Source organism: Antrihabitans stalagmiti (assembly GCF_016482825.1).
Taxonomy (GTDB): domain Bacteria; phylum Actinomycetota; class Actinomycetes; order Mycobacteriales; family Mycobacteriaceae; genus Antrihabitans; species Antrihabitans stalagmiti.
Window position 1 is genome coordinate 749,262 of the sequence record NZ_JAEMNV010000003.1, and the last position, 21,981, is coordinate 771,242.

At 62.9% G+C, this 21,981-nt stretch carries 20 protein-coding genes; 13 read left to right on the forward strand and 7 right to left on the reverse strand.

All coding sequences use genetic code 11. The features are described 5' to 3' along the window. Positions 1–5: 5 nt before the first annotated feature. Both JGU71_RS12245 and JGU71_RS12250 read right to left on the reverse strand, forming a co-directional pair. Complete coding sequence (locus JGU71_RS12245) at positions 6–386, reverse strand: gamma-glutamylcyclotransferase family protein (protein ID WP_199704381.1); 381 nt, start codon at positions 384–386, stop codon at positions 6–8. 15 nt (positions 387–401) lie between these two features. Next, on the reverse strand, positions 402–1,931 hold the full coding sequence (locus tag JGU71_RS12250; RefSeq protein WP_199704382.1) for an amino acid permease: 1,530 nt from the start codon (positions 1,929–1,931) through the stop codon (positions 402–404). A 165-nt stretch (positions 1,932–2,096) separates the two neighbouring features. On the opposite strand from JGU71_RS12250, the gene JGU71_RS12255 reads away from it, so the two are divergent. Then, the gene (locus JGU71_RS12255) at positions 2,097–2,795 is read left to right on the forward strand and encodes a TetR/AcrR family transcriptional regulator (protein WP_307829607.1); all 699 of its coding nucleotides are present in this window, start codon (positions 2,097–2,099) and stop codon (positions 2,793–2,795) included. On the opposite strand, the gene JGU71_RS12260 is transcribed toward JGU71_RS12255, so the two are convergent. Beyond that, on the reverse strand, positions 2,770–3,261 hold the full coding sequence (locus JGU71_RS12260; protein ID WP_233529036.1) for an SRPBCC family protein: 492 nt from the start codon (positions 3,259–3,261) through the stop codon (positions 2,770–2,772). The two genes, JGU71_RS12255 and JGU71_RS12260, sit on opposite strands and share 26 nt — an antisense overlap. A 143-nt stretch (positions 3,262–3,404) precedes the next feature. Further along, a complete protein-coding gene (locus JGU71_RS12265; RefSeq protein WP_199704385.1) occupies positions 3,405–5,531 on the reverse strand; it encodes an MMPL family transporter in 2,127 nt (708 codons plus the stop codon). Between the two features lie 98 nt (positions 5,532–5,629). On the opposite strand from JGU71_RS12265, the gene JGU71_RS12270 reads away from it, so the two are divergent. The 5 genes from JGU71_RS12270 (at position 5,630) to JGU71_RS12290 (ending at position 10,180) form a co-directional block, all read left to right on the forward strand. Then, on the forward strand, positions 5,630–6,241 hold the full coding sequence (locus tag JGU71_RS12270; protein WP_199704386.1) for a TetR/AcrR family transcriptional regulator: 612 nt from the start codon (positions 5,630–5,632) through the stop codon (positions 6,239–6,241). A 213-nt stretch (positions 6,242–6,454) separates the two neighbouring features. Then, positions 6,455–6,613: a hypothetical protein gene (locus JGU71_RS12275; RefSeq protein WP_199704606.1), complete on the forward strand. Its 159-nt coding sequence runs from the start codon at positions 6,455–6,457 to the stop codon at positions 6,611–6,613. 87 nt (positions 6,614–6,700) lie between these two features. Then, complete coding sequence (locus JGU71_RS12280) at positions 6,701–8,395, forward strand: NAD(P)/FAD-dependent oxidoreductase (protein ID WP_199704387.1); 1,695 nt, start codon at positions 6,701–6,703, stop codon at positions 8,393–8,395. Next, positions 8,392–9,855 (forward strand): ATP-binding protein, encoded by a 1,464-nt coding sequence (locus tag JGU71_RS12285; RefSeq protein ID WP_199704388.1) that lies wholly within the window; start codon positions 8,392–8,394, stop codon positions 9,853–9,855. Before JGU71_RS12280 ends, JGU71_RS12285 begins: the two co-directional genes overlap by 4 nt. Continuing rightward, positions 9,839–10,180, forward strand: coding sequence for a UBP-type zinc finger domain-containing protein (locus JGU71_RS12290; RefSeq protein ID WP_199704389.1), 342 nt, complete (start codon positions 9,839–9,841; stop codon positions 10,178–10,180). The genes JGU71_RS12285 and JGU71_RS12290 overlap by 17 nt, the downstream gene beginning before the upstream one ends. A 15-nt stretch (positions 10,181–10,195) precedes the next feature. On the opposite strand, the gene JGU71_RS12295 is transcribed toward JGU71_RS12290, so the two are convergent. Then, the gene (locus tag JGU71_RS12295) at positions 10,196–10,789 is read right to left on the reverse strand and encodes a TetR/AcrR family transcriptional regulator (RefSeq protein ID WP_199704390.1); all 594 of its coding nucleotides are present in this window, start codon (positions 10,787–10,789) and stop codon (positions 10,196–10,198) included. Positions 10,790–10,887: 98 nt separating this feature from the next. Between JGU71_RS12295 and JGU71_RS12300 the strand changes: the two genes are divergently transcribed. The 6 genes from JGU71_RS12300 (at position 10,888) to groL (ending at position 18,946) form a co-directional block, all read left to right on the forward strand. Further along, positions 10,888–11,541, forward strand: a complete 654-nt coding sequence (locus JGU71_RS12300) for a flavodoxin family protein (RefSeq protein WP_199704391.1) — start codon at positions 10,888–10,890, stop codon at positions 11,539–11,541. Then, positions 11,538–12,620: an NAD(P)H-dependent flavin oxidoreductase gene (locus JGU71_RS12305; RefSeq protein WP_199704392.1), complete on the forward strand. Its 1,083-nt coding sequence runs from the start codon at positions 11,538–11,540 to the stop codon at positions 12,618–12,620. The genes JGU71_RS12300 and JGU71_RS12305 overlap by 4 nt, the downstream gene beginning before the upstream one ends. A gap of 75 nt (positions 12,621–12,695) precedes the next feature. Then, positions 12,696–13,562, forward strand: a complete 867-nt coding sequence (locus tag JGU71_RS12310) for a DMT family transporter (RefSeq protein ID WP_199704393.1) — start codon at positions 12,696–12,698, stop codon at positions 13,560–13,562. A gap of 10 nt (positions 13,563–13,572) precedes the next feature. Then, entirely contained in the window at positions 13,573–14,745 is a 1,173-nt protein-coding gene (locus tag JGU71_RS12315; protein ID WP_307829608.1) for an epoxide hydrolase family protein, read from the forward strand. A gap of 105 nt (positions 14,746–14,850) precedes the next feature. After that, a complete protein-coding gene (locus JGU71_RS12320; protein ID WP_233529165.1) occupies positions 14,851–17,145 on the forward strand; it encodes a putative bifunctional diguanylate cyclase/phosphodiesterase in 2,295 nt (764 codons plus the stop codon). A gap of 175 nt (positions 17,146–17,320) precedes the next feature. Beyond that, positions 17,321–18,946: a chaperonin GroEL gene (gene groL, locus JGU71_RS12325; protein WP_199704395.1), complete on the forward strand. Its 1,626-nt coding sequence runs from the start codon at positions 17,321–17,323 to the stop codon at positions 18,944–18,946. 68 nt (positions 18,947–19,014) lie between these two features. Here the strand turns inward: groL and JGU71_RS12330 are convergent, their stop codons facing one another. Continuing rightward, entirely contained in the window at positions 19,015–19,890 is an 876-nt protein-coding gene (locus JGU71_RS12330) for an LppM family (lipo)protein (protein WP_199704396.1), read from the reverse strand. A gap of 1,063 nt (positions 19,891–20,953) precedes the next feature. On the opposite strand from JGU71_RS12330, the gene JGU71_RS12335 reads away from it, so the two are divergent. Then, on the forward strand, positions 20,954–21,598 hold the full coding sequence (locus JGU71_RS12335) for a TetR/AcrR family transcriptional regulator (RefSeq protein WP_199704397.1): 645 nt from the start codon (positions 20,954–20,956) through the stop codon (positions 21,596–21,598). A 7-nt stretch (positions 21,599–21,605) separates the two neighbouring features. Here the strand turns inward: JGU71_RS12335 and JGU71_RS12340 are convergent, their stop codons facing one another. Continuing rightward, positions 21,606–21,809 (reverse strand): PspC domain-containing protein, encoded by a 204-nt coding sequence (locus JGU71_RS12340; protein WP_199704398.1) that lies wholly within the window; start codon positions 21,807–21,809, stop codon positions 21,606–21,608. Between the last annotated feature and the right edge of the window lie 172 nt (positions 21,810–21,981).

Genomic DNA, 21,981 nt, shown 5'->3' on the forward strand with positions numbered 1-21,981 from the left:
GACAGTCACACGGCGAGGTACACCCAAGCCCGCGTGCCGGAGTCGAGCACAACCTCGACGCGGGTGTAGTCGTCGACTTCGTAGGTGTCGGCGCTGTGCAATTCGTCGGGCGTGATCTCGAATACCGTCCCGTACACACAGTCGGCTGGATCGTCGCTTGCAACGACGATCGGATGTTCGGCAGCGCCACTGAGTGCGAGGACGTCGGGGTCGGTGATGGTCAGCATGCGAGTTGCGTAGCCGGCCAGTCGATCGTTCGTTCCGGTCAGCAGCCTGCCGAACGTCTCGACCTGAACGGTCGGATCCTGCAGCGTCCCATAGGAGAACAGCCGGACCGTCGTCGGTGACGACGCGGACCAATCCGATTCGATGCGGTTGTCGACCATCGGTAGACGATATCGCTAGGGCGCGTTCTCGCTGACGATTGGTTCGCCGACGGACTTCGGACCGACGTAGGTGTAGGTGGCAGCGCCGACTGCCAGTGTGAGCGCGACGAAAAGTGGTGCTGCCCAGAGCATCCACCAACCACCTGTCCCGCTCGGGTCGTAGATCTCCGGTCGCGGCCACGCGAGGTTGACGACCATTGCGCCACCCCAGACGACGGCGAGCAGGTTGATCGGGAGTCCGAATTTGCCTAGTGAGAACAACTTTTCGCCGTCGGCGGATTCCTCTGCGGGCCAACCGGTCAGGCGCCGACGGAGCAGCGGGACGGTCACCAGCAGGTAGGCGAGGTACAGCGTGGTGATGCAGACACTGGCGAGGGTCGTGAAGATTGCGGCGTTGCCAAGGTTGACTGCGAGCAGACCGATGCCGAGAGCGCCGATCACGATGGAAGGCAGCATCGGTGTCCCGAAGCGCGGGTGAACTGTCGAAAGTGCCTTCGCGAAAGGAAGTTTCCCGTCGCGCGCCATCGAGAACATCAAGCGCGATCCGGCGGTCTGAATCGCGAGGGTGCACACCGTGATCGCAACAGCGACGACGCAGAGCAGAAGTGTGCCGGCGGGACTGCTCAGCTTGGAGGTGATCACGTATGCCAAACCACCACTGGCGAGTTCGCCGTCGTCGAGGCTCGGTGCTGCCATCAGCGCGCCGATAAGCATAAGTCCGCCGCCGATGGCGGAGACGGTCAATGCAGTGAGAATGGTCCGAGGTGCCACCCGACGCGGGTTCTTGGTTTCCTCGGAAAGCTCACCTGCGGAATCGAATCCGACCATCACGTACGCGGCCATCAGACCGGAGACGAGAAAGGCTGCCAGGTAGCCGCCGGGTGCTGCCTGGTCCGTCTCGAATACGACGTCGGGGCCACGTTCGGCGCCTGTGAGGAAGATGGCGACAACTGCGGCGACACCGACGATTTCGAGCGTGACACCGATCGAATTGATCCGCGACATCAGGTCGATGCCGATGCAGTTGATCGTCGTCGTCACGATCAGCAGGATCGAGCCGAGCACGACGGCGTTGGCTGCGCCCGACGTCGAGGTGAGTGATGTGTCGTCGCCGATCATCTGGAAGCCGCCCCAGATCGTCGGCAGGACCACCTGCAGCGCAATCGCGGCAGCGGCGGCGGTGACGATTTGCGCGATGATCATGAACCAGCCGGCGAACCAACCGACCGCATCGCCTGCGAGGCGTCGCGACCACTGATAGATGCAGCCCGAGATCGGGTAGCGCGCTGCGAGTTCCGCGAAGTTGAGAGCAACCAGCAGTTGGCCCGCGAACACAAGCGGCCACGTCCAGAAGAAGGCTGCGCCGCCGAACGAGTAGCCGAAACCGAAGAACTGAAAGATCGTCGTCAGGATGGAAACGAACGAGAATCCGGCTGCGAACGACGCGTAGCGGCCGAGCTTGCGGTGAAGCTGCTGCTCGTATCCGAACTGTTCGAGATCTGCGTCGTCCGTAGTGGTCGGGAGAGCCAACGGTGGTGCGCTCACGATGGATCCTTTGTTCCGAGAACCTTTACCTATCAGATGGCAGTTTTGCCTACGCGCGCTCCCGACCGGTGACGGCTACGTAACGACTTTGTTGCCCGTGTACCGGATCTGCGGGAACGTGCGCTCGCTGGGTGCCTGCTGACAGGTAGTGCCAGAATGGGGCACGTGGTGAACCCTGGTCCCGGCCGTCCGCGACTCGAGCAGCGTCGGCGTCCAGGCGGCACCCCCCGCGCGGAAATACTCGACGCAGCCGCGGAGTTGTTCACCAACCGCGGTTACGCCAACACCTCGACCAGGCGGATCGCCGATGCTGTCGGCATACGGCAGGCGTCGCTCTATCACCACTTCGGCACCAAGGACGACATTCTCGACGCGCTACTCGAAAAGACCATCGCCGAACCGCTTGCGCTCGCAGCGCAGTTGATCGCCGAACCGGGTGATCCCGCGCCGAAGCTCTACGCCCTCGCGCTGTACGACACACGGCAGCTGTGCGCAAACCGGTGGAACCTGGGTTCGCTGTATCTGCTGCCGGAACTGCGCACCGAGCGTTTCGAGTCGTTTCGAGTGCGGCGGGACGAATTGCGGAAGCTGTACGCGGTCGTGTCCCGTCAGGTGATCGCCGACACTCGCCCCGCCGCGAATGGAACAGACACGTTGAACGGTGTCGAGTACCTACCGTTCCGACTTGTGGAGACGGTGATCAACATGCGGTCCGACGACGGCGTCTCGCCCGAGCACGCGCCCGCCCTGATACCGGAGGCGGCGGTGCGCGTGCTCGGCTGGACCGGTGATTCGCTGCGCCTTCGCGAAACTGCGGAGGCGCTGCTCGATCGTGCGATCAGCCCTGTTCAACCGCCTGCTTGATCTTCGCCAGCGTCGAATTCATACCGTCGACGAGCTCGTCCTCGAAACTGTCGTTACCGCCGAGCACCTTGTCGACACCGAGCTGCGAAATCTTGGAGGTGCCGTTCGGTACGTCGCGACGTTGGGTGAGCTTTGTACCGCCTGCGGTCGGTTCGAGTTCGAACGACCAGATCGTGCGATTCTCGACGATGCGGAAAGCTACTTCTTTGTTCGGCTCGAAACGGACAACTTTGGCGGTCGTCGGCCAGAACTTCCAGCCTTGCCGATTGACGTTGATCGTTCGAGTGCCTTCGCGGACCGTGCCGAGCGGCTGCATGACGCGGCACTGCGGGCTCCACTCGGGCATCCGCTTGAGGTCGGCCACGACCGTCCACACCTGCTCGGGTGTGGCGGCTACGTCGATCGAGGATTGCAGGTTCTTCGGCACGCGATGACTCCGTTGTCTCGTTGTACAGATGCGTTGCATCAGGGGTGAACCTGATACTCGCAGTAACATACTCCCAACCCGTCGACTTCGGATATGGGCGGGACGCCGACATCTCCCACGCGGTTCGCAATGCACTTGCCGCGCGATCGGCGACTCGAGCAGCTATGGCCGGAGTTGCTGGATCATGATCGACGTAGGCTCGGCAGCCACCAGTTCCGATGCCCGAACAGTCGCATGAACGCAGGCACGAGCATCATTCGAACGATGATCGCATCGATCGCGACCGCGACCGCAAGCGCCAGCCCGAGTTGCTTGAGTTCCAGCACGCTCGCGGTCACGAAGCTGCCGAATACGACGACCATGATGGCGGCGGCCGCGGTGATCGGGCGGCCGGTGATGGCAAGCCCTTCGGCGACAGCAACGCGATTTCCCTCGTCGGACTTGTCGGCGTTTGCGTCCCAACGTTCCTTCATTCGACGAATCAGGAAGACCTCGTAGTCCATAGATAGGCCGAACAACACGACGAAGACGATGGTCGGCAGGAAGACCTGGAGAAATCCGACGCTGTGGAAGCCGAGCACCGATTCCCCGTACCCCCATTGGAAGATCGCCACGGTGAGTCCGAGGGCTGCTCCGGTGGCCAGCAGATTCATGAGGATCGCCTTCACCGGCAACAGAATGCTGCGGAACACGACGACGAGGAACGCGAACGAAACGATAAGCACGAATCCGATGACCGCAGGAAGTTTGGCGTTGATCTCGTCGGAGAGGTCGAGAAATTCTGCGGCGGGCCCGCCGACGGCGTAGTCGGAGCCGGCCTGGCGGCGTAGTTGTGCGACGAGTTCGGACGTTTCGGGACTGTCGGTGGCGGTCTCGGAAATGACGACGATCAGAGCTTGCCCGTCTGCACGTTGGACGAAGGAACTCGCAACCCTGTCGTCTCGAGCGATCTGTGCCGCGAGTTGGTCGACGTTTCGGGCGCCGTCGGTCGAGACGACGGTCAGCGGCGCGAGCGCGCCCGGGGCAAACTTGGTCGACACCGTCTGCGCAGCGGCACCCGACGGCGTCTTGTCGAGGTACGCCATTCCCATGTCGATACCGAGCGACATCGACGTGAGCGGCGCAGCGCCGACCAACAGCACGAGCGTCGCACCCACACCGAACAGCACCGGCCGAGCCATGACCAGATGAGCCCACCGCGCCCACCTGCTGGTTTCCGTCGTGTTGGTGACTTCGGCAGGCCGGAAGCGTGCGGGTAGCGCCCAACGATTCACCTTCGGCCCGAGGACGGCGAGCAGTGCGGGCAGGAAGGTCAGTGCGACAAGCATGGTCGACACGATCGAGATCCCGACGCCGAGGGCGATACCGCGAAAGATCGGCGCGTCGATGACGACGAGCGAGCCGAGCGCGATGGTCACGATGAGCCCGGACGCGACGACGGTCTTGCCTGTCGTACTCATCGCGATGCCGATTGCTTCGGTCACCCCCTTGCCGCGTGCGAGTTCCTCACGGAACCTGCTCACGATGAACATCGCGTAATCGATCCCGATCCCGATGCCGATCATCGATGCGATCGACACTGTCAGCACGTTGATCGAGGTGACTCCGGAGAGCAGGAACAGGAGTCCCGTCGTCAGCGCGAGACCCGCAAGGCCGACCCCGATCGGAAGCGCTGCTGCGACGACGGCGCCGAGCGCGAACACGAGGATGAGCAGGGCGACGGGGATGCCGATCGCCTCGGCCTTGGTGATGTCGCCGATTTCGATGTCGACGAGATCGTTCTGCAGCGCGGCGATTCCGGTGAGTCCAACCGTCATATCCGGGTGGTTCGTGGCGGTCAGTTCGTCTTGCAACTTTCGCGCGGTGATTGCGCGCTCCGACGGGGTACCAGTCAGAGCAACGACGGCCAACGCTGCATGCCGGTCGTCGGAAATCTGTCCGCCGAGTGCGTCGAATGGCCCGACGACGTTGCCAACGCCTTGGGTGGAGCGGGCTTGTTCGACGGCGTCGGTGACCGCCGAACGGAACTCCGGTGAGTCTGCCGACAACGTCGGCGAGTCGAAGACGATGACACCCTGGCCGTCGCCCAACTGGGGAAAGTGCTTGGTGGTGAGCTCGCTCGCCCGAGCCGAGTCGGCATTGTGCACGGTGAAGTCGGGGGATTGGAGTGCCGAGTTGAGCAGTGGCGTGGACAGCCCGCCGAGCACGATGAGGACGATCCAGGCGCCGAGCACGGCCCAGCGGCGTCGTGCGACGAATCCGCCCCATCGGTAGCCGATAGCGGGCCGCTCTTCGAGTTGGAGCGTCATCGAATTCCCCAATTCTGAAAGTGACTGTCTGGTACGGACTCTAGGGTCAGTTCGCCCAACCTGCAAGTGACTGTCAGAAATTGGCGTAGGCTAGGAGCATGGCCGGACCGTCTGCCTGGGAGCGCAGGAAGCTCCAGGCAATGCGCGACATCCAGACCGCGGCCTTGGCGTTGTTCGACGAACATGGCTACACGGCCGTTACCGTGGAACGCGTCGCCGGGGCGGCCGCGGTGTCTGCGAGTTCGATCTACAGGTATTTCGGCACCAAGGAAATGTTGGTGCTCTGGGATGAGTACGACCCGCAGATTTTCGAGGTCGTTCGGATGGCTGGTGGCGAGCGGCGAATTACTGTAGGCGACCTGTGCGACACCGTCGTCACGGCGGCGCCGTTGCTGATCGGTGAGATTTTCGCGGACCCGGCCGAGGTCGAGCGGATCAGACGGCGGATGAGTTACGTCGTCAGCGAACCCGACGTCCGGATGGGACAACTACGGCTTCTGGTCGACATCGAGCAGCAGGTGTGCGACATCCTCCGCGACCGTCTCGAAGACGTCGGCGAGCTACAGGTCAAGATTATTGCTGCCCAGTCGGTGTGGGGCGTCCATGCGGCAATTCGGCACTGGATCGCCTCGGACGAGCAGCCCATCCAGGTCATCCTGAATCGTGCTGTCAGCCAGATTGCCGAGGGCGTGCGGGCTATCCGAGGATGACGAACCAGACCGCGGTGTATTGGCACAAAGCCAGCGCCGCACTGACTGCAAACTGCATTCGCAAAAGTGGAATTGATTAACATTCTTCCCGCGTGTCTCACGCGTAACACGTAATACCCGGAGCAATATCAGCGATGGATATGTGAATGCACCAACCAGTTACACATCTTTGAACCGCACATCGCCAAACCCGCTACATATGGAGTATCGGTCGTGAAAATACATTCGATTCTGCGCCGCCACGAAGTCCAATCCATACCGCTGCTGGAGTCCGCTCGCATGCAGGGCAGTCCCAAGAAGTGGCCGAGCGAAAAGCTCGAGCGTCTGCTGACCGCTCGCGAACTCGATCAGGTCCTGCACCACCGCGTCTGAGCTGCAGGTTCGGTAGCGACGTATTGTTCGATTCCGCTGTGAGCATGACAACTAGCTGCGACGTGCGCTGGTCGGCATACTCGTAGGGTGACGGCACCTCGCGACCGTAATGATTCACCTGCAGCAGTCAAACCAGCAATCTTGAGCGTCGACGACGATCCGGGAGTCTCCCGTGCGGTCGTGCGCGACCTCCGCCGCCGCTACGGCGAAAAATATCGCATTGTCCGTGCGCAATCGGGCCCCGACGCCTTGGATGCGCTTCGAGAAATGAAGCTGCGCGGGCAACCCGTCGCAATCCTGGTTGCCGACTATCGCATGCCGGGAATGGACGGTATCCAGTTTCTCGAGCAGGCCATGGATCTCCATCCATACGCTCGGCGGGTCCTGCTGACGGCCTACGCCGATACCGACGCCGCCATCGACGCGATCAACGTGGTCGACCTCGATCACTACTTGCTCAAGCCGTGGGATCCGCCGGAGGAGAAGCTCTATCCGGTCATCGATGCTCAGCTGGAAGCGTGGCTGTGCACAGAGCATCGACCGATCACCGAGACCAAGATCGTCGGGCATCGATGGTCTGCCCGATCGTCGGAGGTCAGAGAATTTCTCGCCCGCAATCAGCTGCCCTACCGCTGGTACATGTCGGACGAACCGGAGGGTGCGCGCTTACTCGAAGCCGCAGGCACCGACGCCGATCACTGTCCCGTCGTGATCACTGCCGAGGGCGAGGCGCTGATCGAACCGACCGACGCCGAGCTCGCGGCGCGAGTCGGCTTGAACACAACTCCGTCCAAGGACTTCTACGACCTCATCGTCATCGGCGGCGGACCCGCTGGTCTCGGAGCGGCCGTCTACGGCGCGTCGGAGGGCTTGCGGACGGTCCTCGTCGAGCGGACCGCAACCGGCGGTCAGGCCGGACAGAGTTCGCGTATCGAGAATTACCTCGGCTTCCCCGATGGGGTGTCCGGTTCCCAGCTGGCCGACCGTGCCCGCAGGCAGGCGTCGAAGTTCGGTGCCGAAGTCATCACGACCCGAGACGTCGTCGGGCTCGAAGTCCGCGGGGCCGCACGGACGGTCCGGTTCGCAGACGGCGACTCCCTCGATGCCCACACGGTGATCGTTGCGACCGGCGTGATGTACCGGCGGCACCCGGCGCCTGGCATCGACGACTACACGGGTCGGGGTGTGTATTACGGGTCCGCCATGACCGAGGCCGCGCGCTGCGCCAACGAAGACGTCTACATCGTCGGCGGGGCGAACTCGGCAGGCCAAGCGGCTGTGTACCTTGCGCGAACGTCGCGATCGGTGACGATCGTCGTCCGCGCACCGTCGCTCGAAAAGTCGATGTCGCACTACCTGATTCAACAGATCGAGAACATCGAGAACATCACGGTTCGATCGTGCTCGGAAGTGACGAGCGTCGCGGGCGACGATCACCTCGAACGAATCACGCTGCGAAACAACGCAACCGATACCGAGGAGACGGTCGACGCGCAGTGGCTGTTTCTGTTCATCGGTGCTGCGCCGGGGACCGAATGGCTCGACGGTGTGGTCGTCCGCGACGACCGCGGCTATGTCGTCGCCGGTCCCGATCTCGCCATCGACGGTGGTAGACCACGCGGTTGGCCGCTGGAACGACCGCCACATCATTTGGAGACAAGTGTTCCCGGCGTCTTCGTCGCCGGAGATGTTCATGCCGATTCGGCGAAGCGCGTCGCGTCGGCCGTCGGAGAAGGAGCCATGGCAGTGATGCTCGTACACAGATACCTGGCGAAACCATGAGTACCGAAACCGTATGTGATCCAGAGGAACTGCGGACACTGTTTCTCTTCGAGAAGCTCGACGACGAGCAACTGGCCTGGTTGTGCCGTGACGGTCACATCGAGGTCATCGAACCGGGGCCGGTGTATCGCGAAGGCGATCCCGCGACCTGCTTCTACGTGATGATCAGCGGCGAGATCGCGTTGACGAAGCTGTCCGGTGGCCAAGAGATCGAGACCGTGCGCTCCGACCACGCGGGCGCCTACGCCGGTGCTTGGGGTGCCTACCTCGGCGATCGGGTCGAGCAGACCTACGGCGGTTCGATGTACGTGCGGAAGACAGCGCGCTTCTTCGTGCTCGACGCAGGCACGTTCGCGCGGATGATGCAGGAATGGTTTCCGATGGCCGTGCACCTACTGGAGGGTGTGTTCCTCGGAAACCGCAACTCGCGCATGATCATCGATCAGCGGGAACGGTTGTTGGCCCTCGGTTCACTGTCGGCCGGCTTGACGCACGAACTGAACAACCCCGCGGCGGCCGCGGTGCGGGCGACCTCGTTGCTACGCGAGCGGGTGGCGGGCATGCGGCACAAACTCGGAATGATCGCGAAGGGCAAGTTCTCGCCCGCGACGATGGAAGCGTTGATCACGCTGCAGGAGCAGGCGGCCGAGCAGGTCGCAAAGGCGCCGATTCTCACGCCGATGGAAGAGTCCGACCGCGAGGACGCCCTCGGTGAGTGGTTCGAGGAGCACAACATCAGCGGCGGTTGGGATCTTGCGCCGACCTTCGTGCAGGCCGGCATCGACACCGATTGGCTGGATCGGGTCGAGGCGACGCTAGCCGATACGCAGGACTTCGTGTTCGAGGGTTCTATCCGCTGGCTGAACTACACGATCGAAACCGAATTGCTGATGAACGAAATCGGCGATTCGACCACTCGCATCACGTCGCTGGTCAATGCCGCCAAGCAGTATTCGCAGATGGATCGGGCGCCGTTCCAGGTGGTCGACGTGCACGAGTTGCTCGACAGCACGCTGGTGATGCTTGCCAGAAAGATCGGCGATTCGATAGAGGTCGTCAAGGATTACGACCGCAGTCTGCCTCCCGTCCCCTGTTACGCAGCGGAATTGAATCAGGTGTGGACCAATTTGATCGACAACGCGGTCGGTGCGATGGCGGACACAGACGGTGGCACCTTGACGATTCGCACGTACCTCGAAAACGACTGCGCAGCAATCGAGATCGGTGATACTGGAACCGGAGTTCCGGACGAGATCAAGAGTCGAATCTTCGAGCCGTTCTTCACCACGAAACCCGTCGGTGAGGGCACCGGCCTCGGCCTTGATATCTCGTTTCGAATAGTCGTCAACAAACATCACGGCGACATCCGAGTCGAGTCGGAGCCGGGCAACACACGGTTCATCGTTCGGCTGCCGTTGACCGCACCAGAAAGAGAGCGTGACGATGACGAAGGGAATTGATCCCGCCGTGCCGCCGAGCGGCCCAGGGTGTGTCGAATGCGGTGCTGGTGGTGGCTGGTGGTTCCACCTGCGTCGATGTGCGCAGTGCGGGCACATCGGTTGCTGTGACTCCTCGCCCGCTCAGCACGCGACGAAGCACGCAGGCGAGACCGGTCATCCCTTTATGCAGAGCTTCGAGCCCGGCGAGGACTGGTACTGGAACTTCGAGACCAAGCAGTCCTACGACGGTCCGGAGTTGGCCGGACCGACGCACCATCCGCTCGATCAGCCTGCCCCCGGACCCGAAGGTCGAGTTCCTGCGAATTGGCAACGCCTACTGCACTGAACGACGGGTAACGCGTCAGGCGCGCAGGAGGCCGAGCGTGTTGCGCCACAGTCCGTCCAGCATGGCTGGATCGTTGCTGAGTTTTGCGAACATGACGAGGCCTTCGAGTTGCGCGACCACCCCGCGCGCGGTCTCGACGGTTGCGTTCGACTCGGGAATGGTGCCCTGTGCGGCGGCTTCGGCGAGTACGGCAGCGACGAGAGCGATCTGATCGGCAAATACTTCTTGCAACTTCGTTGCAACGCTGCCGTCCTGATTACTGAGTTCGAGTGCCAGGTTGCCGAGGAGGCAGCCGTCGATGTGGCCGTCTGTGTCGTGTGCGGTTCGTTGGGCTGCAATCTGCAGTCGCAGCAGGGATTCCAGACGCTGTAGCGGCTCGTCGTCGGTGCTGAGCGTTGCGATCCACGTGGCGCGCTGTTGCTGCCAGTGCAGGTCTACGACCTCGAGCGTCAGAGCTTGTTTCGACTCGAAGTAGTGGTAGAAGCTGCCTTTCCGCACGTCGGCCTTCGTGCAGATTTCGGCGACACCGATCCCGACGTAGCCGCGGGTGTGGATGAGGGTGCACGCGGCATCGAGTATCCGCTCGCGCGCATCACTTGTCCGTCCCATGAGGCGAGTATACGACCGGTCAACTATTCTTGCAAAATAGTTGACCGGTCGTCTACTATCGCAAACGTCGGATCGAACAGTCGAAGAAAGGGGCAGCAATGTCCGAGCCAGTGAGTGAGCACAACCGAACATCGATCTCGGTCGTCGTCGCCTACCACAGCGGTTACGGCCACACGGCAAGGCAGGCCCGTGCGGTCGCCGACGGCGTCGCATCGGTTGCAGGAGCCCGAGTCGAACTGCGAAACGTCGCGGAACTTACCGAATCGCTATGGGATGCACTCGATTCCGCGGACGCGATCGTCTTCGGCTCACCGACCTACATGGGGAGCCAGTCGTCGACGTTCCAAGCATTCGCCGAAGCGAGCGCGGGCGTGTGGGCCAAGCAGGGCTGGCGAGACAAGCTTGCCGCTGGTTTCACCACGTCGGCAGGCGCGAACGGCGACAAACTGCACACCCTCTCGTCGATGGTTCTGTTCGCCGCTCAACACGGCATGACCTGGGTGAACCTCGACCTTGCGCCGGGCTGGATCTACACCTCGACGGGCACAGCCGACAGCCTGAACCGGCTCGGCGGATTCGTCGGAGCCATGGCGCAGGCACCATCCGACGCGCCACCGGACGTCGCGCCACCGTCCGCCGACCTTCGCACCGCAGAACATCTCGGGCGACGGGTTGCATTGCTCGCGCGGCAGTTCGCGATCGGCAAACGCTCGATCGACGGCAACATACCCGCCGTTGCGGTGTCGGCATGACCGGGACGTGGGCGGGGCGACTCGGCGACGTGCTCGGCCTCGAACACCCGATCGTCCAGGGGCCTTTCGGTGGCGGTCTCTCGAGTGTGGAACTGCTTGCTGCCGTGTCGAACGCAGGCGGACTCGGGTCCTTCGGCGCACACATCTTCTCGCCGGGCGAAATCGGTGACATCGTCGCGTCGGCGAGGGCTGTCACCGACAAACCGTTCGCAATCAACCTGTGGGTCCCACACGTCGACGATGCGCCACGGCCGACCATCGACGAACTCGCGCAACATATCGACAGGCTGCGTCCGTACTACGAACAATTCGGCGTCGATCCGCCCGACCCCGACACCATGTCGTTGGGTCAAAACTACCCAGAGCAGATCGAGGCGCTACTCGAATTCGAGCCGCCCGCAATAAGTTTCGTGATGGGTATCCCCGATGCACACGTGGTTGCCGAGGCGCGCCGCCGCGGCATCGTCACGATCGCGACAGCAACGACCGTCGCCGAAGCCGTAGCTGTCGAAACCGCTGGTATCGACGTGGTCGTCGCCTCCGGTAGTGATGCGGGCGGGCATCGCGGCGCGTTCCTTAGCCCGCTTCGCGAATCGTTGGTCGGGACCTTCTCGTTGGTCCCCGCAGTCGCCGATGCCGTCGGGATTCCGGTTGTTGCTGCCGGCGGAATCGCGGATGGTCGTGGTGTCGCAGCCGCGCTGACCCTCGGTGCCGACGCCGTGCAGATCGGTACGGGCTTTCTCACGACCACCGAATCGGGCACACACCCCGTGCACAAGGCTGCACTACTCGGCCCCGACGCCGGGACAACCGTCCTGACACGGCTGTTTTCCGGACGGCACGCGCGAGGAATTCCGAACGGATTCGTCCGTGACCTTGCGGCGCTGGAGGACGAGGTGCCTGCATATCCGATCCAGAACGCACTGATGCAACCGATCCGCAAAGAGGCAGGCCGCCAGGGCAATCCGGACTTCGTCAATCTATGGGCGGGGCAGGCGGCAACCCTCTCGCGCGGCGGCTCCGCGGCGGCGTACGTCGATCGATTGGTCACGACGGCGCAGGCAGTCCTCGGCCGCTGATGGTTCGGCCGCTGATGGTTCGGCCGTTATTGGTTCGGCGCTGCGTGACCCGGGCACGCCGGATACCCTTCCGGCGTGCCCGTCTATGCATCCGCGATTGCCTTCGCACTCGTCGCCGCGCTGTGCATCGCCGTCGGCGCGGTCGTGCGCCAACGCGCTGCCGCGCAGATCCCCGACGACCAACTCGGCGCGCTCGGCGCCGTCGGATCGCTGACCAAGACACCGATCTGGTGGATCGGCACCATCGTGGGAGCGGGTGGCTATGTCTTCCAGGCCGCAGCGCTCGGCAAGGGTTCGATTCTGCTCGTCCAGCCGCTACTGGTGACGTCGTTGCTCTTCGCTCTTCCGCTCGGTGCGTTCTTCGCGTCACGTTCGATCAAACCGAGCGAATGGGCGTGGGCGTTTCTGCTGACGATTGCGGTAGCAGTGCTCATCGTTATCGGCGATCCCCGCCCGGGCAGTCCGCACGCTGAGGGCAAACACTGGGCCGTCATTGCGGCTATCGGACTACCCGTTCTCGCACTGTGTCTCGTCGGTGCCCGTCGTTCTCCTGGACCGCGACGCGCACTGTTGCTCGGCATAGCTGCGGGCGCCATGTTCGGAATCGCTGCCGTACTCACCAAAGGTGTTGTCGCACATGCAGGTGATGGGATAGGCGCACTGCTGAGCGCGCCCGAGACCTATGTGCTCGTCGTGGTCGGGCTGACCGCGACGATCCTGCAGCAGAACGCCTATCAGGCGGGGGCGCTGCAAGCCTCGCTGCCCGCATCGACCGTCTGCGAACCCGTCGTCGCCACCGCACTCGGATTTCTTGTACTCGGCGAGTACCTCGATACCGATCGTGAGATGTCGGCGATCCTCGCGATCGCTCTGATCGTCATGGTTACCTCGACGATCGCTCTCGCCCGCGATACGCCGGAAGCAGTTCCGGCTCGCGCATAGGCTTTCTCGGGTGAGCGCACACCCAGAGATCCGGCCGTATCGAATCGAGATCGCACAAGCCGAACTCGACGACCTCGCCGCCCGCCTCGATGCAACCCGCTGGCCCGAGGATCCCGTCGGCGCCGATTGGAGTTACGGCATTCCGGTCGGCTACCTGCGCGAGCTGGCTGGATACTGGCGCCACGTTTACGACTGGCGTGCAGCGGAAGCCAAGCTGAACTCGGTACCGCAATTTCTCACCGAGATCGACGGCTTCGATGTGCATTTCATTCACGTGCGCTCGCCCGAACCGGAGGCGTTGCCGTTGGTCCTCACCCACGGCTGGCCGGGCTCGATAGTCGAATTCCTCGACCTCATCGGGCCACTCACCGATCCGCGTGCGCACGGTGGCGATCCCACCGAGGCATTTCACGTCGTCGTTCCGACGATTCCTGGATTCGGGTTTCCCGGTCCGACGGCGACCGTCGGATGGTCGGTGCCACGGGTCGCCGCGGTGTGGGCGGAGTTGATGCACCGACTCGGCTACGCCCGTTACGCGGCGCACGGCGGTGACTACGGCTCGGCAATCTCGCGTTGGCTCGGCCTGATCGATCAGGAACATCTTGTCGCGCTGCACCTCACCGCGGTTTTCTCTGCCAGTGCCCGGCCCAAGTCCGCCGATCCGACCGATCCGGAACAGCTCCGCAGCCTCGAAGCGGGCGCACGCTATCGCAACGAACTACGCGGCTACTCGATGCTGCAGAGCACCAGACCCCAATCGATTGCCTATGGTCTGACGGATTCACCGGTGGGTCAGTTGGCCTGGATCGCAGAACGTTTCAAGGACTGGACAGATTCGACCGACACGCCTGACGACGCAGTCGACCGCGACGAGTTGCTGACAAACGTGATGATCTATTGGCTCAACCGCACCGCGGGTTCATCGGCGCGGTTCTACAAGGAATCCTGGACGACGTTGCGCGCGCTCGAATACTCGCCTGTCCCGACCGCGGTCGCAGTGTTCCCTCGTGACATCGCGCTACCGGTACGAGCGTTGGCCGAACAATCACACAACATCGTGCGATGGACGTCCTACGACCGTGGTGGCCATTTCGCCGGGCTGGAGGTACCGGACCTGCTCCTGAAAGATTTGCGCGAATCGCTACGCGACTTTCGCCGACACGCAGCCGAGAATGACGCCTAAGCTACGGGTTGCCGGGGTAGCAGGTGGTCCGCCCGTCGATCGCAGGCGCCTAGACGGGTCGTGAAGTGTGTAGTGACTGGACAAAGGATCTCGCGAGTGACCGGCATGACGAGCGATCGATCGATGCGACGACGCCGCATCTGGTCGTGGGGCACCGCAGGTGCAGGTGTTGTCGTCGTCCCGGTACTTGCCGCATTGCAACACATCGGAAGTGTCGACGGCATGCTGGCGGTCGTCGGAACGGTTGCCCTCGGGTCGGTGGTCGTCATGACCGTCGGGATCGCCGTGAACAAGCCGGCAGATGGGCGACCGTGGCGTCTCGTCGTTGCATCCAACGCTGTCAGCTGTGTCGTCGTGGCCCTGTGGTCGACCGACATCGAACTCCTTCGCACGGTCGTGGCGCCGGCACTGGGTTTCGTCCCGATGATCCTGACGTCGTGGGCCGCGCTGCACTGGCTGCGACGGGAGACCGGTTCGAAGGCCCTTCGGGTGTCACTCGACGCGCTGCTCGTTGCTTTCGGTACCGCGATGTCGGTGTGGGTCGCTTTCGTCACCACGGTCATCGAGCGAACGGGTGATCCCTTCGACGCGTCGTTGTTGCGAGTGCTGTGTCTCGTCGTCGACGCGGCTGTGCTCACCGTGCTCGTGCATCTGTGCATTGCGCGCGGCCGCGCGAACCGCGCCTATCCATTGCTGACGATCGGCATGGCCTGCGTCACCGTCGCGCATGCCCTGATCGCAATCCAACCCGCGTACCCAGGTCTGACGCCGACGACAGCGTGTCTGTATCCGCTGACGATCGGGTTCGGGTTCATGATCGCGGCCACACTGCACCCCACGATGGCGGACAAGCCCCCTCGGCGGCCACGACGAGGCGACAACTTTCGGCAGCGCTTCGTCGTCGTCCTTGCGGTGCTGACCGTGTCGGTGGTGATGACGGTCCTCTACCCGCCGGTCGGGCAGACGGACCGACTGGTGCGGCTCGCCCTGTTCGCGTTGCTCTTCTGCGCTGTGCTGATTCGAAGCGAGATCGCCGTCGGGCAGAGTGAGAAAGAGGAGGATCGGGCGCGGCATCGCGCGACGCACGACGATCTGACCAATCTGCCGAACCGATCCGCGCTGTACGACGACCTTGCCGCGGGCGGTCCACAGGCGAACATGGGCTGCTGCCTGCACTTCATGGACCTCAACGACTTCAAACTCGTCAACGACAGCTTCGGCCACAGAATCGGTGACGAGCTGATTTCACTCGTCGCAACGCGCGTCGTCGCTGCCGTCGGCGATCTCGGCGTTGTCTACCGCTACGGCGGCGACGAATTCGTCGTTGCTTCTTGGAGTTTCGACGATTGTCCCTGCGTCGCAGCGAAGGAGCAGCGCACCGAGACACCGGCGGCAGATCCAACGATCGCCGACCGCATCCTCGCAGCGATGCGGCAGCCTTTCGAATTGAGTGTCGGCAGGGTGTTCGTCTCGACGTCGATCGGGGTGTCCTTCTCGGCCCCGAGCGCCGGCCCACTGAATGCCGACGACCTCATCCGGGAAGCGGACTCGGCGATGTACCACGTGAAGGCCACCAAGCCGAGTGGTGCCGCAATATTCGACGACCGGTTGCGCTCGATCGCGTTATCGGAACTCGAGCTGACCAACGCGATGCGTGAGGCCGTCGGCAGAGACCAGTTCGAGCTGTACTACCAGCCGATCGTCGAACTGCACACCAACGAGGTGATTGCCTACGAGGCATTGTTGCGCTGGCATCTGCAGGGCAGGATGGTCAGTCCTGCCGAGTTCATCGGCCTTGCCGAATCGACCGACCTGATCGTCGAGATCGGGGAATGGGTCCTCGATTCGGCGTGCGCGCAACTTGCCCGGTGGCGTCGGCAGCAGTCGACGTTGCGGATAGCGGTCAACGTCTCCGGTAGACAGTTGCGCGGCGGTGGGTTGCTCGACACGGTGAAGGCGGCACTGGAGCGCAACGATCTGCCGGGATCGGCGTTGTGGCTCGAACTCACCGAGACTGCCCTTATCGAAGACCATCTTTCCGCGCGCGAGGTGTTGCGCGAATTGGTTGCACTGGGCGTGACGATCTGTATCGACGACTTCGGGACCGGCTATTCGGCGCTCGGCAATTTTCAGAAGTTTCCGATCGAAATCGTCAAGATCGACAAGTCGTTCATCGACGCAATCGATCGCGACGCGCACAAGGTCGTCTTGACCTCGGCGATCGAGGCACTGTCGCGGGCACTCGGATTGGCGACCGTAGCCGAGGGTGTCGAGACCACCGAACAGGAAGCTCAGGTGCGTGCGATCGGGTGCCGGTACGCGCAGGGTTGGTACTTCGGCCGGCCGGTGCCCGCAGCTGCAGTCGTCGGCGGCCTTGCACTCGCCACCCCCGAGTGCTAAAAAGGCAGTTGGCACTCGCGAACCGTGAGTGCCAGGTCGGGACGGTGAGACCGGAACCCAATTGACACTCCGGTCGTCCGTCGCGGGCACCGAGCCTGGCCAGCAGCGTTGGATGAGACGACCCAAGTGGTCGTCCACATGTGTCAGCCTCAATATCCCGGAGGATCACTTCGCAATGGCCAAGATCATCGCGTTCGACGAAGAGGCCCGCCGCGGCCTCGAGCGGGGCCTGAACGCCCTCGCCGACGCAGTCAAGGTGACGTTGGGCCCCAAGGGTCGCAACGTCGTTCTGGAAAAGAAGTGGGGCGCTCCCACGATCACCAACGATGGTGTTTCCATCGCCAAGGAGATCGAGCTGGACGACCCTTACGAGAAGATCGGCGCCGAGCTGGTCAAGGAAGTTGCCAAGAAGACGGACGACGTCGCTGGCGACGGCACCACCACCGCAACCGTGCTCGCTCAGGCACTCGTTCGTGAAGGCCTGCGGAACGTCGCAGCCGGCGCGAACCCGCTCGGCCTCAAGCGTGGCATCGAGAAGGCCGTCGAGGCCGTCACGAAGCGCCTCCTCGAGAACGCCAAGGAGGTCGAGACCAAGGAGCAGATCGCTGCCACCGCTGGTATCTCGGCCGGCGACCCGTCCATCGGCGAGCTCATCGCCGAAGCCATGGACAAGGTCGGCAAAGAGGGCGTCATCACGGTCGAAGAGTCCAACACCTTCGGCCTGCAGCTCGAGCTCACCGAAGGCATGCGCTTCGACAAGGGCTACATCTCGGGCTACTTCGCGACCGACGCCGAGCGTCAGGAAGCGGTCCTCGAGGACGCGTACGTCCTGCTGGTCAGCTCCAAGATCTCGACCGTGAAGGACCTGCTGCCGCTGCTGGAGAAGGTTATCCAGTCCGGCAAGCCGCTCGCGATCATCGCCGAGGACGTCGAGGGCGAAGCCCTTTCCACCCTCGTCGTGAACAAGATCCGTGGCACCTTCAAGTCGGTTGCCATCAAGGCCCCCGGCTTCGGTGACCGTCGCAAGGCACAGCTCGCCGACATCGCCATCCTCACCGGTGGCGAGGTCATCAGCGAAGAGGTCGGCCTCTCCCTGGAGACCGCAGGCCTCGAGCTGCTCGGCCGCGCACGCAAGGTCGTCGTGACCAAGGACGAGACCACCATCGTCGAAGGTGCCGGCGACGCCGATGCCATCGCCGGTCGCGTGAGCCAGATCCGCGCGGAGATCGAGAACAGCGACTCCGACTACGACCGCGAGAAGCTGCAGGAGCGCCTGGCCAAGCTGGCCGGTGGCGTTGCAGTCATCAAGGCCGGAGCTGCGACCGAGGTCGAGCTCAAGGAGCGCAAGCACCGCATCGAAGATGCCGTGCGCAACGCAAAGGCAGCTGTCGAAGAGGGCATCGTCGCCGGTGGTGGCGTTGCACTTCTGCAGGCATCCCCGGTTCTCGACGACCTCAAGCTCGAGGGCGACGAGGCCACCGGCGCGAACATCGTGCGCGTTGCGCTCGAAGCTCCGCTGAAGCAGATCGCCTTCAACGCAGGCCTCGAGCCCGGCGTTGTGGCCGAGAAGGTCCGCAACCTGCCCGACGGCAGTGGCCTCAACGCCGAGACCGGCGTCTACGAGGACCTGCTCGCGGCCGGCATCAACGACCCGGTCAAGGTCACCCGCTCGGCACTGCAGAACGCAGCGTCCATCGCGGCTCTGTTCCTGACGACCGAAGCCGTTGTCGCCGACAAGCCGGAGAAGGCCGGAGCGCCCGCGGGCGATCCGACCGGCGGCATGGGTGGCATGGACTTCTAGAGTCTGTTCTTTCCAAGTACGGCAAAAGGCCGGCTCACCTTCGGGTGGGCCGGCCTTTCGGTTTGCAGCTATTGCTGCGGTGGTGGCGGGTTGTAAGGACCTGGCTGCTGCGGCGGCTGGGGTGGATAGCCGCCTGGCTGTTGCGGGTTGTATCCGCCCGGCTGCTGCGGGAACGGGGTCGGGTTGTAACCGCCGTAACCGGCGGAGCCGGGAGGCGCCTGGGTGTATCCACCAGCTGGTGGGGGACCGTAGCCGCTCTGCGGCGGGTTCTTCGACTTGTTGCGCTTCTTGAGCAACAACACGAGCGCGAGAAGAACCAGAAGGACGCCGGCGACGATCGCTGCGACGAGGATGACGATCTTGGTGATGTTGGCGTCGCTACCGCTTTCGATTGCACTCGCGGTTGCCTGAATGTCGGCTTTGCCCTCGTCGTTGGGTGTGAACGTGACAGTCCGGTCGTTGTTGCTCTTCACACCCGTCGTAGATTCGACCTTTCCTGGAAAGGTGAATTTGAATTCGACTTCGGCGTCTTTCAGCGCTTCGGAGAAGTCGGGTTCGCTCGGATCGACCGGCGCGCCACCCGATGCCTCTTCGGTCAGGTCGAGGGTGCCTTTCAGGATGAATTTGTCGCCTTCCCGCGTGAGTGTGAGGTCTTCGGTATCGGAACCTTCCTCACCGCTCATACCGTTGAAATCGGCAAGCGGGACTTTGTCGAAGGTGCATTTGACGCCGGTGAAGCCAGCCTCTTCGTAGGGTTCTACTTCAGCACCGGGGATGTCGCAGCCATCGGCGGAGATTTCCTTTCGAAACTCCTCCGAGCCGCCGGGAAGGATCGAGATGTACTCGTCCTTGAGGGCGAACTCGACCGTTCCCGAGACGGTGTCGTCGCTCGACACCGTTGCATCGATGGTCGCGTGGATGCAACCGGACAAGACGAATGCCATGGCGAGGAAGGAAAGCAATAGGGGCAGTCGCCGTGCCCTAGACCTGACGTGATTCATCGCAAGATTTTCGCACCTGCTTGCCCCCGAACTGGGCAGATTGGACATGCGGCGCACCGGCCGACCTGCCGTCCGGCACGCCTCGCTGAATGCGTATCCGGTAACGGGCCACAAAACCGACTGACAGCCTGTTTAAGAGTGGACTTTTGTCACATAGATACCTCTAGTCACACTAGTAACAGCGATGGTCAGCTGTTGAGGCTGGTTAGCCGGTCGTTCGTGAGGTAAGGCAAAGGCAGCAGGCGGCCTTCGGCTGTTAGCTGGGACCCAGCTGGAGGGCGTGCCGGTTATGGCAGCTACTACCGACCGCCACGGTCGAAACGATGCACAAATGTGGCACGGGTCACGTTCTTTCGGACAGTAAAAGTCTCGAAGAATATTGGATATCTATAGCTTTCGTGACCGCTGATTAATAGCGTTGGGCACGCGGCAATTGCCGTTCGAAAGAAAAGTATCGACACCCCTCGAAGAATGGAGCCCAACTGTGGGTAGCATCGAAGACCTTGACGTCCTCACCACTCTCCTCGAATTCTTGCAGGCGCTCGGCGGCTCGGGATCTGCTTCCTCGTAACGGAATACGAATTCCCTCCAGAGTCACGCACCGATAGCAGTTTCGGGGTCGGGGCACAATGTGTGCTCGCCGAATTGCTGTATGAACGAGGAGTGAACATTTAGTTCAGGCCGTGCATTCGGATATTTCGTTTTGTAGCGTCTAGGCGTCCGCAAACGGCGGATCGTGGTCTCGGGACTCGTTCCGCGACTCGGACGAAACGGAGATATTCGGATGGATTTCGGCTTCCTTACCACCCTGCTCAGCCTGCTTGCGTCGGGCTCGGCGGCATAGGGTCCGCGTTCTGCTGGAGGATCTCTGGCGAACTTCGACAGGCCGATCACCTACTGGTGATCGGCCTGTTGCATGTTCGGACCAGGACTAGCGTTCGGCCGGGAACGTGCTACGAGTTCGGTATGGCGTTGGTAACCCGACGTTCGGTATCATCTCGAGGCAATGTCACAGGAAACAGTGGGCCGGACTTACCGCGGCCAAGCCATCGAAGACCGGCAGCGCGAGCGGCGCGCCCGCTTCGTGAACTCCGGTCTGACCTTGTTTGCTCGTGATGGCTACGCCAACAGCTCTGTAGGTGCCATCTGCAAGGACGCCGGTTTGTCGTCCCGCCAGTTCTACGAAGAGTTCTCCAGCCGAGAAGCGCTGCTGATGGAACTGTTCGACGACATAGAAGGGGCATCACGGGACGCGGTCGCCTGCGCCCTCGCAGCTACGCTCGACGCCGGCGTCGCCCAGATGATCGAAGCTGCAGTCCGCGCGTACATCGAATCCGTTGGTGCTGATCCGCGTCGCGCGAAGGTTGCAATCGTCGAGTCCGTCGGCGCAAGCCCTCGGATGGAGCAATACCGGCTACAGCAGCGCAAGGTGTGGGGCACGATGCTTGCCGGCGTCGCGGAAGAGGCCGCGACACACGGCGAGATCCCGGCCGGTGACTACGCGATGCGGGTGAGCGCCTTGCTCGGAGCAGTCAACTACGTCATCTACGACTGGAGTATCTCCGAGCCCCGGCCCGCCCTCGACGACGTGATCAGAGTTCTCACGCGGACCCTGACGGGCGCAATCGGGGCTGCCGGAGTCGGTTCCTAGCTGTCGATCAGGCCTGTGGCATCAGCATCCACGCGGCGATGTAGACAAGTGCGACGGTGCCGAACGAAATGAGCGCACCGACGACGGTGAGTGCGCGGACCAGGTTGACGTCGAGGTTGGAGTACTCGGCGACGCCGGCGCACACGCCGGCAACCATCTTGTTCTCACTCGAGCGGACGAAGGGGCGGGTGGGCTGGGATTCGAATGTCATGACACCGAGTTTGCGGGACAGGCCAGCTCAGCCACATCGGGACTTCCCCCGATTTCGACCCTGAACTCACCCCGCTGCGAGTGGGAAACCGAAGTCCACCGTTCACCGGCTCGTCACCGATCGGTCGTGTGCAAACGCTAACTTCTTCAACCGTGACCGCCCTCGATGGACC

Bases quoted from the DNA above. Each gene is read 5' to 3' on its own strand.
- JGU71_RS12290 (WP_199704389.1), top strand. From the start codon at position 9,839: ATGACGAAGGGAATTGATCCCGCCGTGCCGCCGAGCGGCCCAGGGTGT.
- JGU71_RS12340 (WP_199704398.1), bottom strand. From the start codon at position 21,809: ATGACATTCGAATCCCAGCCCACCCGCCCCTTCGTCCGCTCGAGTGAG.
- groL (WP_199704395.1), top strand. From the start codon at position 17,321: ATGGCCAAGATCATCGCGTTCGACGAAGAGGCCCGCCGCGGCCTCGAG.
- JGU71_RS12335 (WP_199704397.1), top strand. From the start codon at position 20,954: ATGTCACAGGAAACAGTGGGCCGGACTTACCGCGGCCAAGCCATCGAA.
- JGU71_RS12300 (WP_199704391.1), top strand. From the start codon at position 10,888: ATGTCCGAGCCAGTGAGTGAGCACAACCGAACATCGATCTCGGTCGTC.
- JGU71_RS12260 (WP_233529036.1), bottom strand. From the start codon at position 3,261: ATGCAACGCATCTGTACAACGAGACAACGGAGTCATCGCGTGCCGAAG.
- JGU71_RS12265 (WP_199704385.1), bottom strand. From the start codon at position 5,531: ATGACGCTCCAACTCGAAGAGCGGCCCGCTATCGGCTACCGATGGGGC.
- JGU71_RS12320 (WP_233529165.1), top strand. From the start codon at position 14,851: ATGACGAGCGATCGATCGATGCGACGACGCCGCATCTGGTCGTGGGGC.
- JGU71_RS12330 (WP_199704396.1), bottom strand. From the start codon at position 19,890: ATGGCATTCGTCTTGTCCGGTTGCATCCACGCGACCATCGATGCAACG.
- JGU71_RS12305 (WP_199704392.1), top strand. From the start codon at position 11,538: ATGACCGGGACGTGGGCGGGGCGACTCGGCGACGTGCTCGGCCTCGAA.
- JGU71_RS12270 (WP_199704386.1), top strand. From the start codon at position 5,630: ATGGCCGGACCGTCTGCCTGGGAGCGCAGGAAGCTCCAGGCAATGCGC.
- JGU71_RS12245 (WP_199704381.1), bottom strand. From the start codon at position 386: ATGGTCGACAACCGCATCGAATCGGATTGGTCCGCGTCGTCACCGACG.
- JGU71_RS12295 (WP_199704390.1), bottom strand. From the start codon at position 10,789: ATGGGACGGACAAGTGATGCGCGCGAGCGGATACTCGATGCCGCGTGC.
- JGU71_RS12285 (WP_199704388.1), top strand. From the start codon at position 8,392: ATGAGTACCGAAACCGTATGTGATCCAGAGGAACTGCGGACACTGTTT.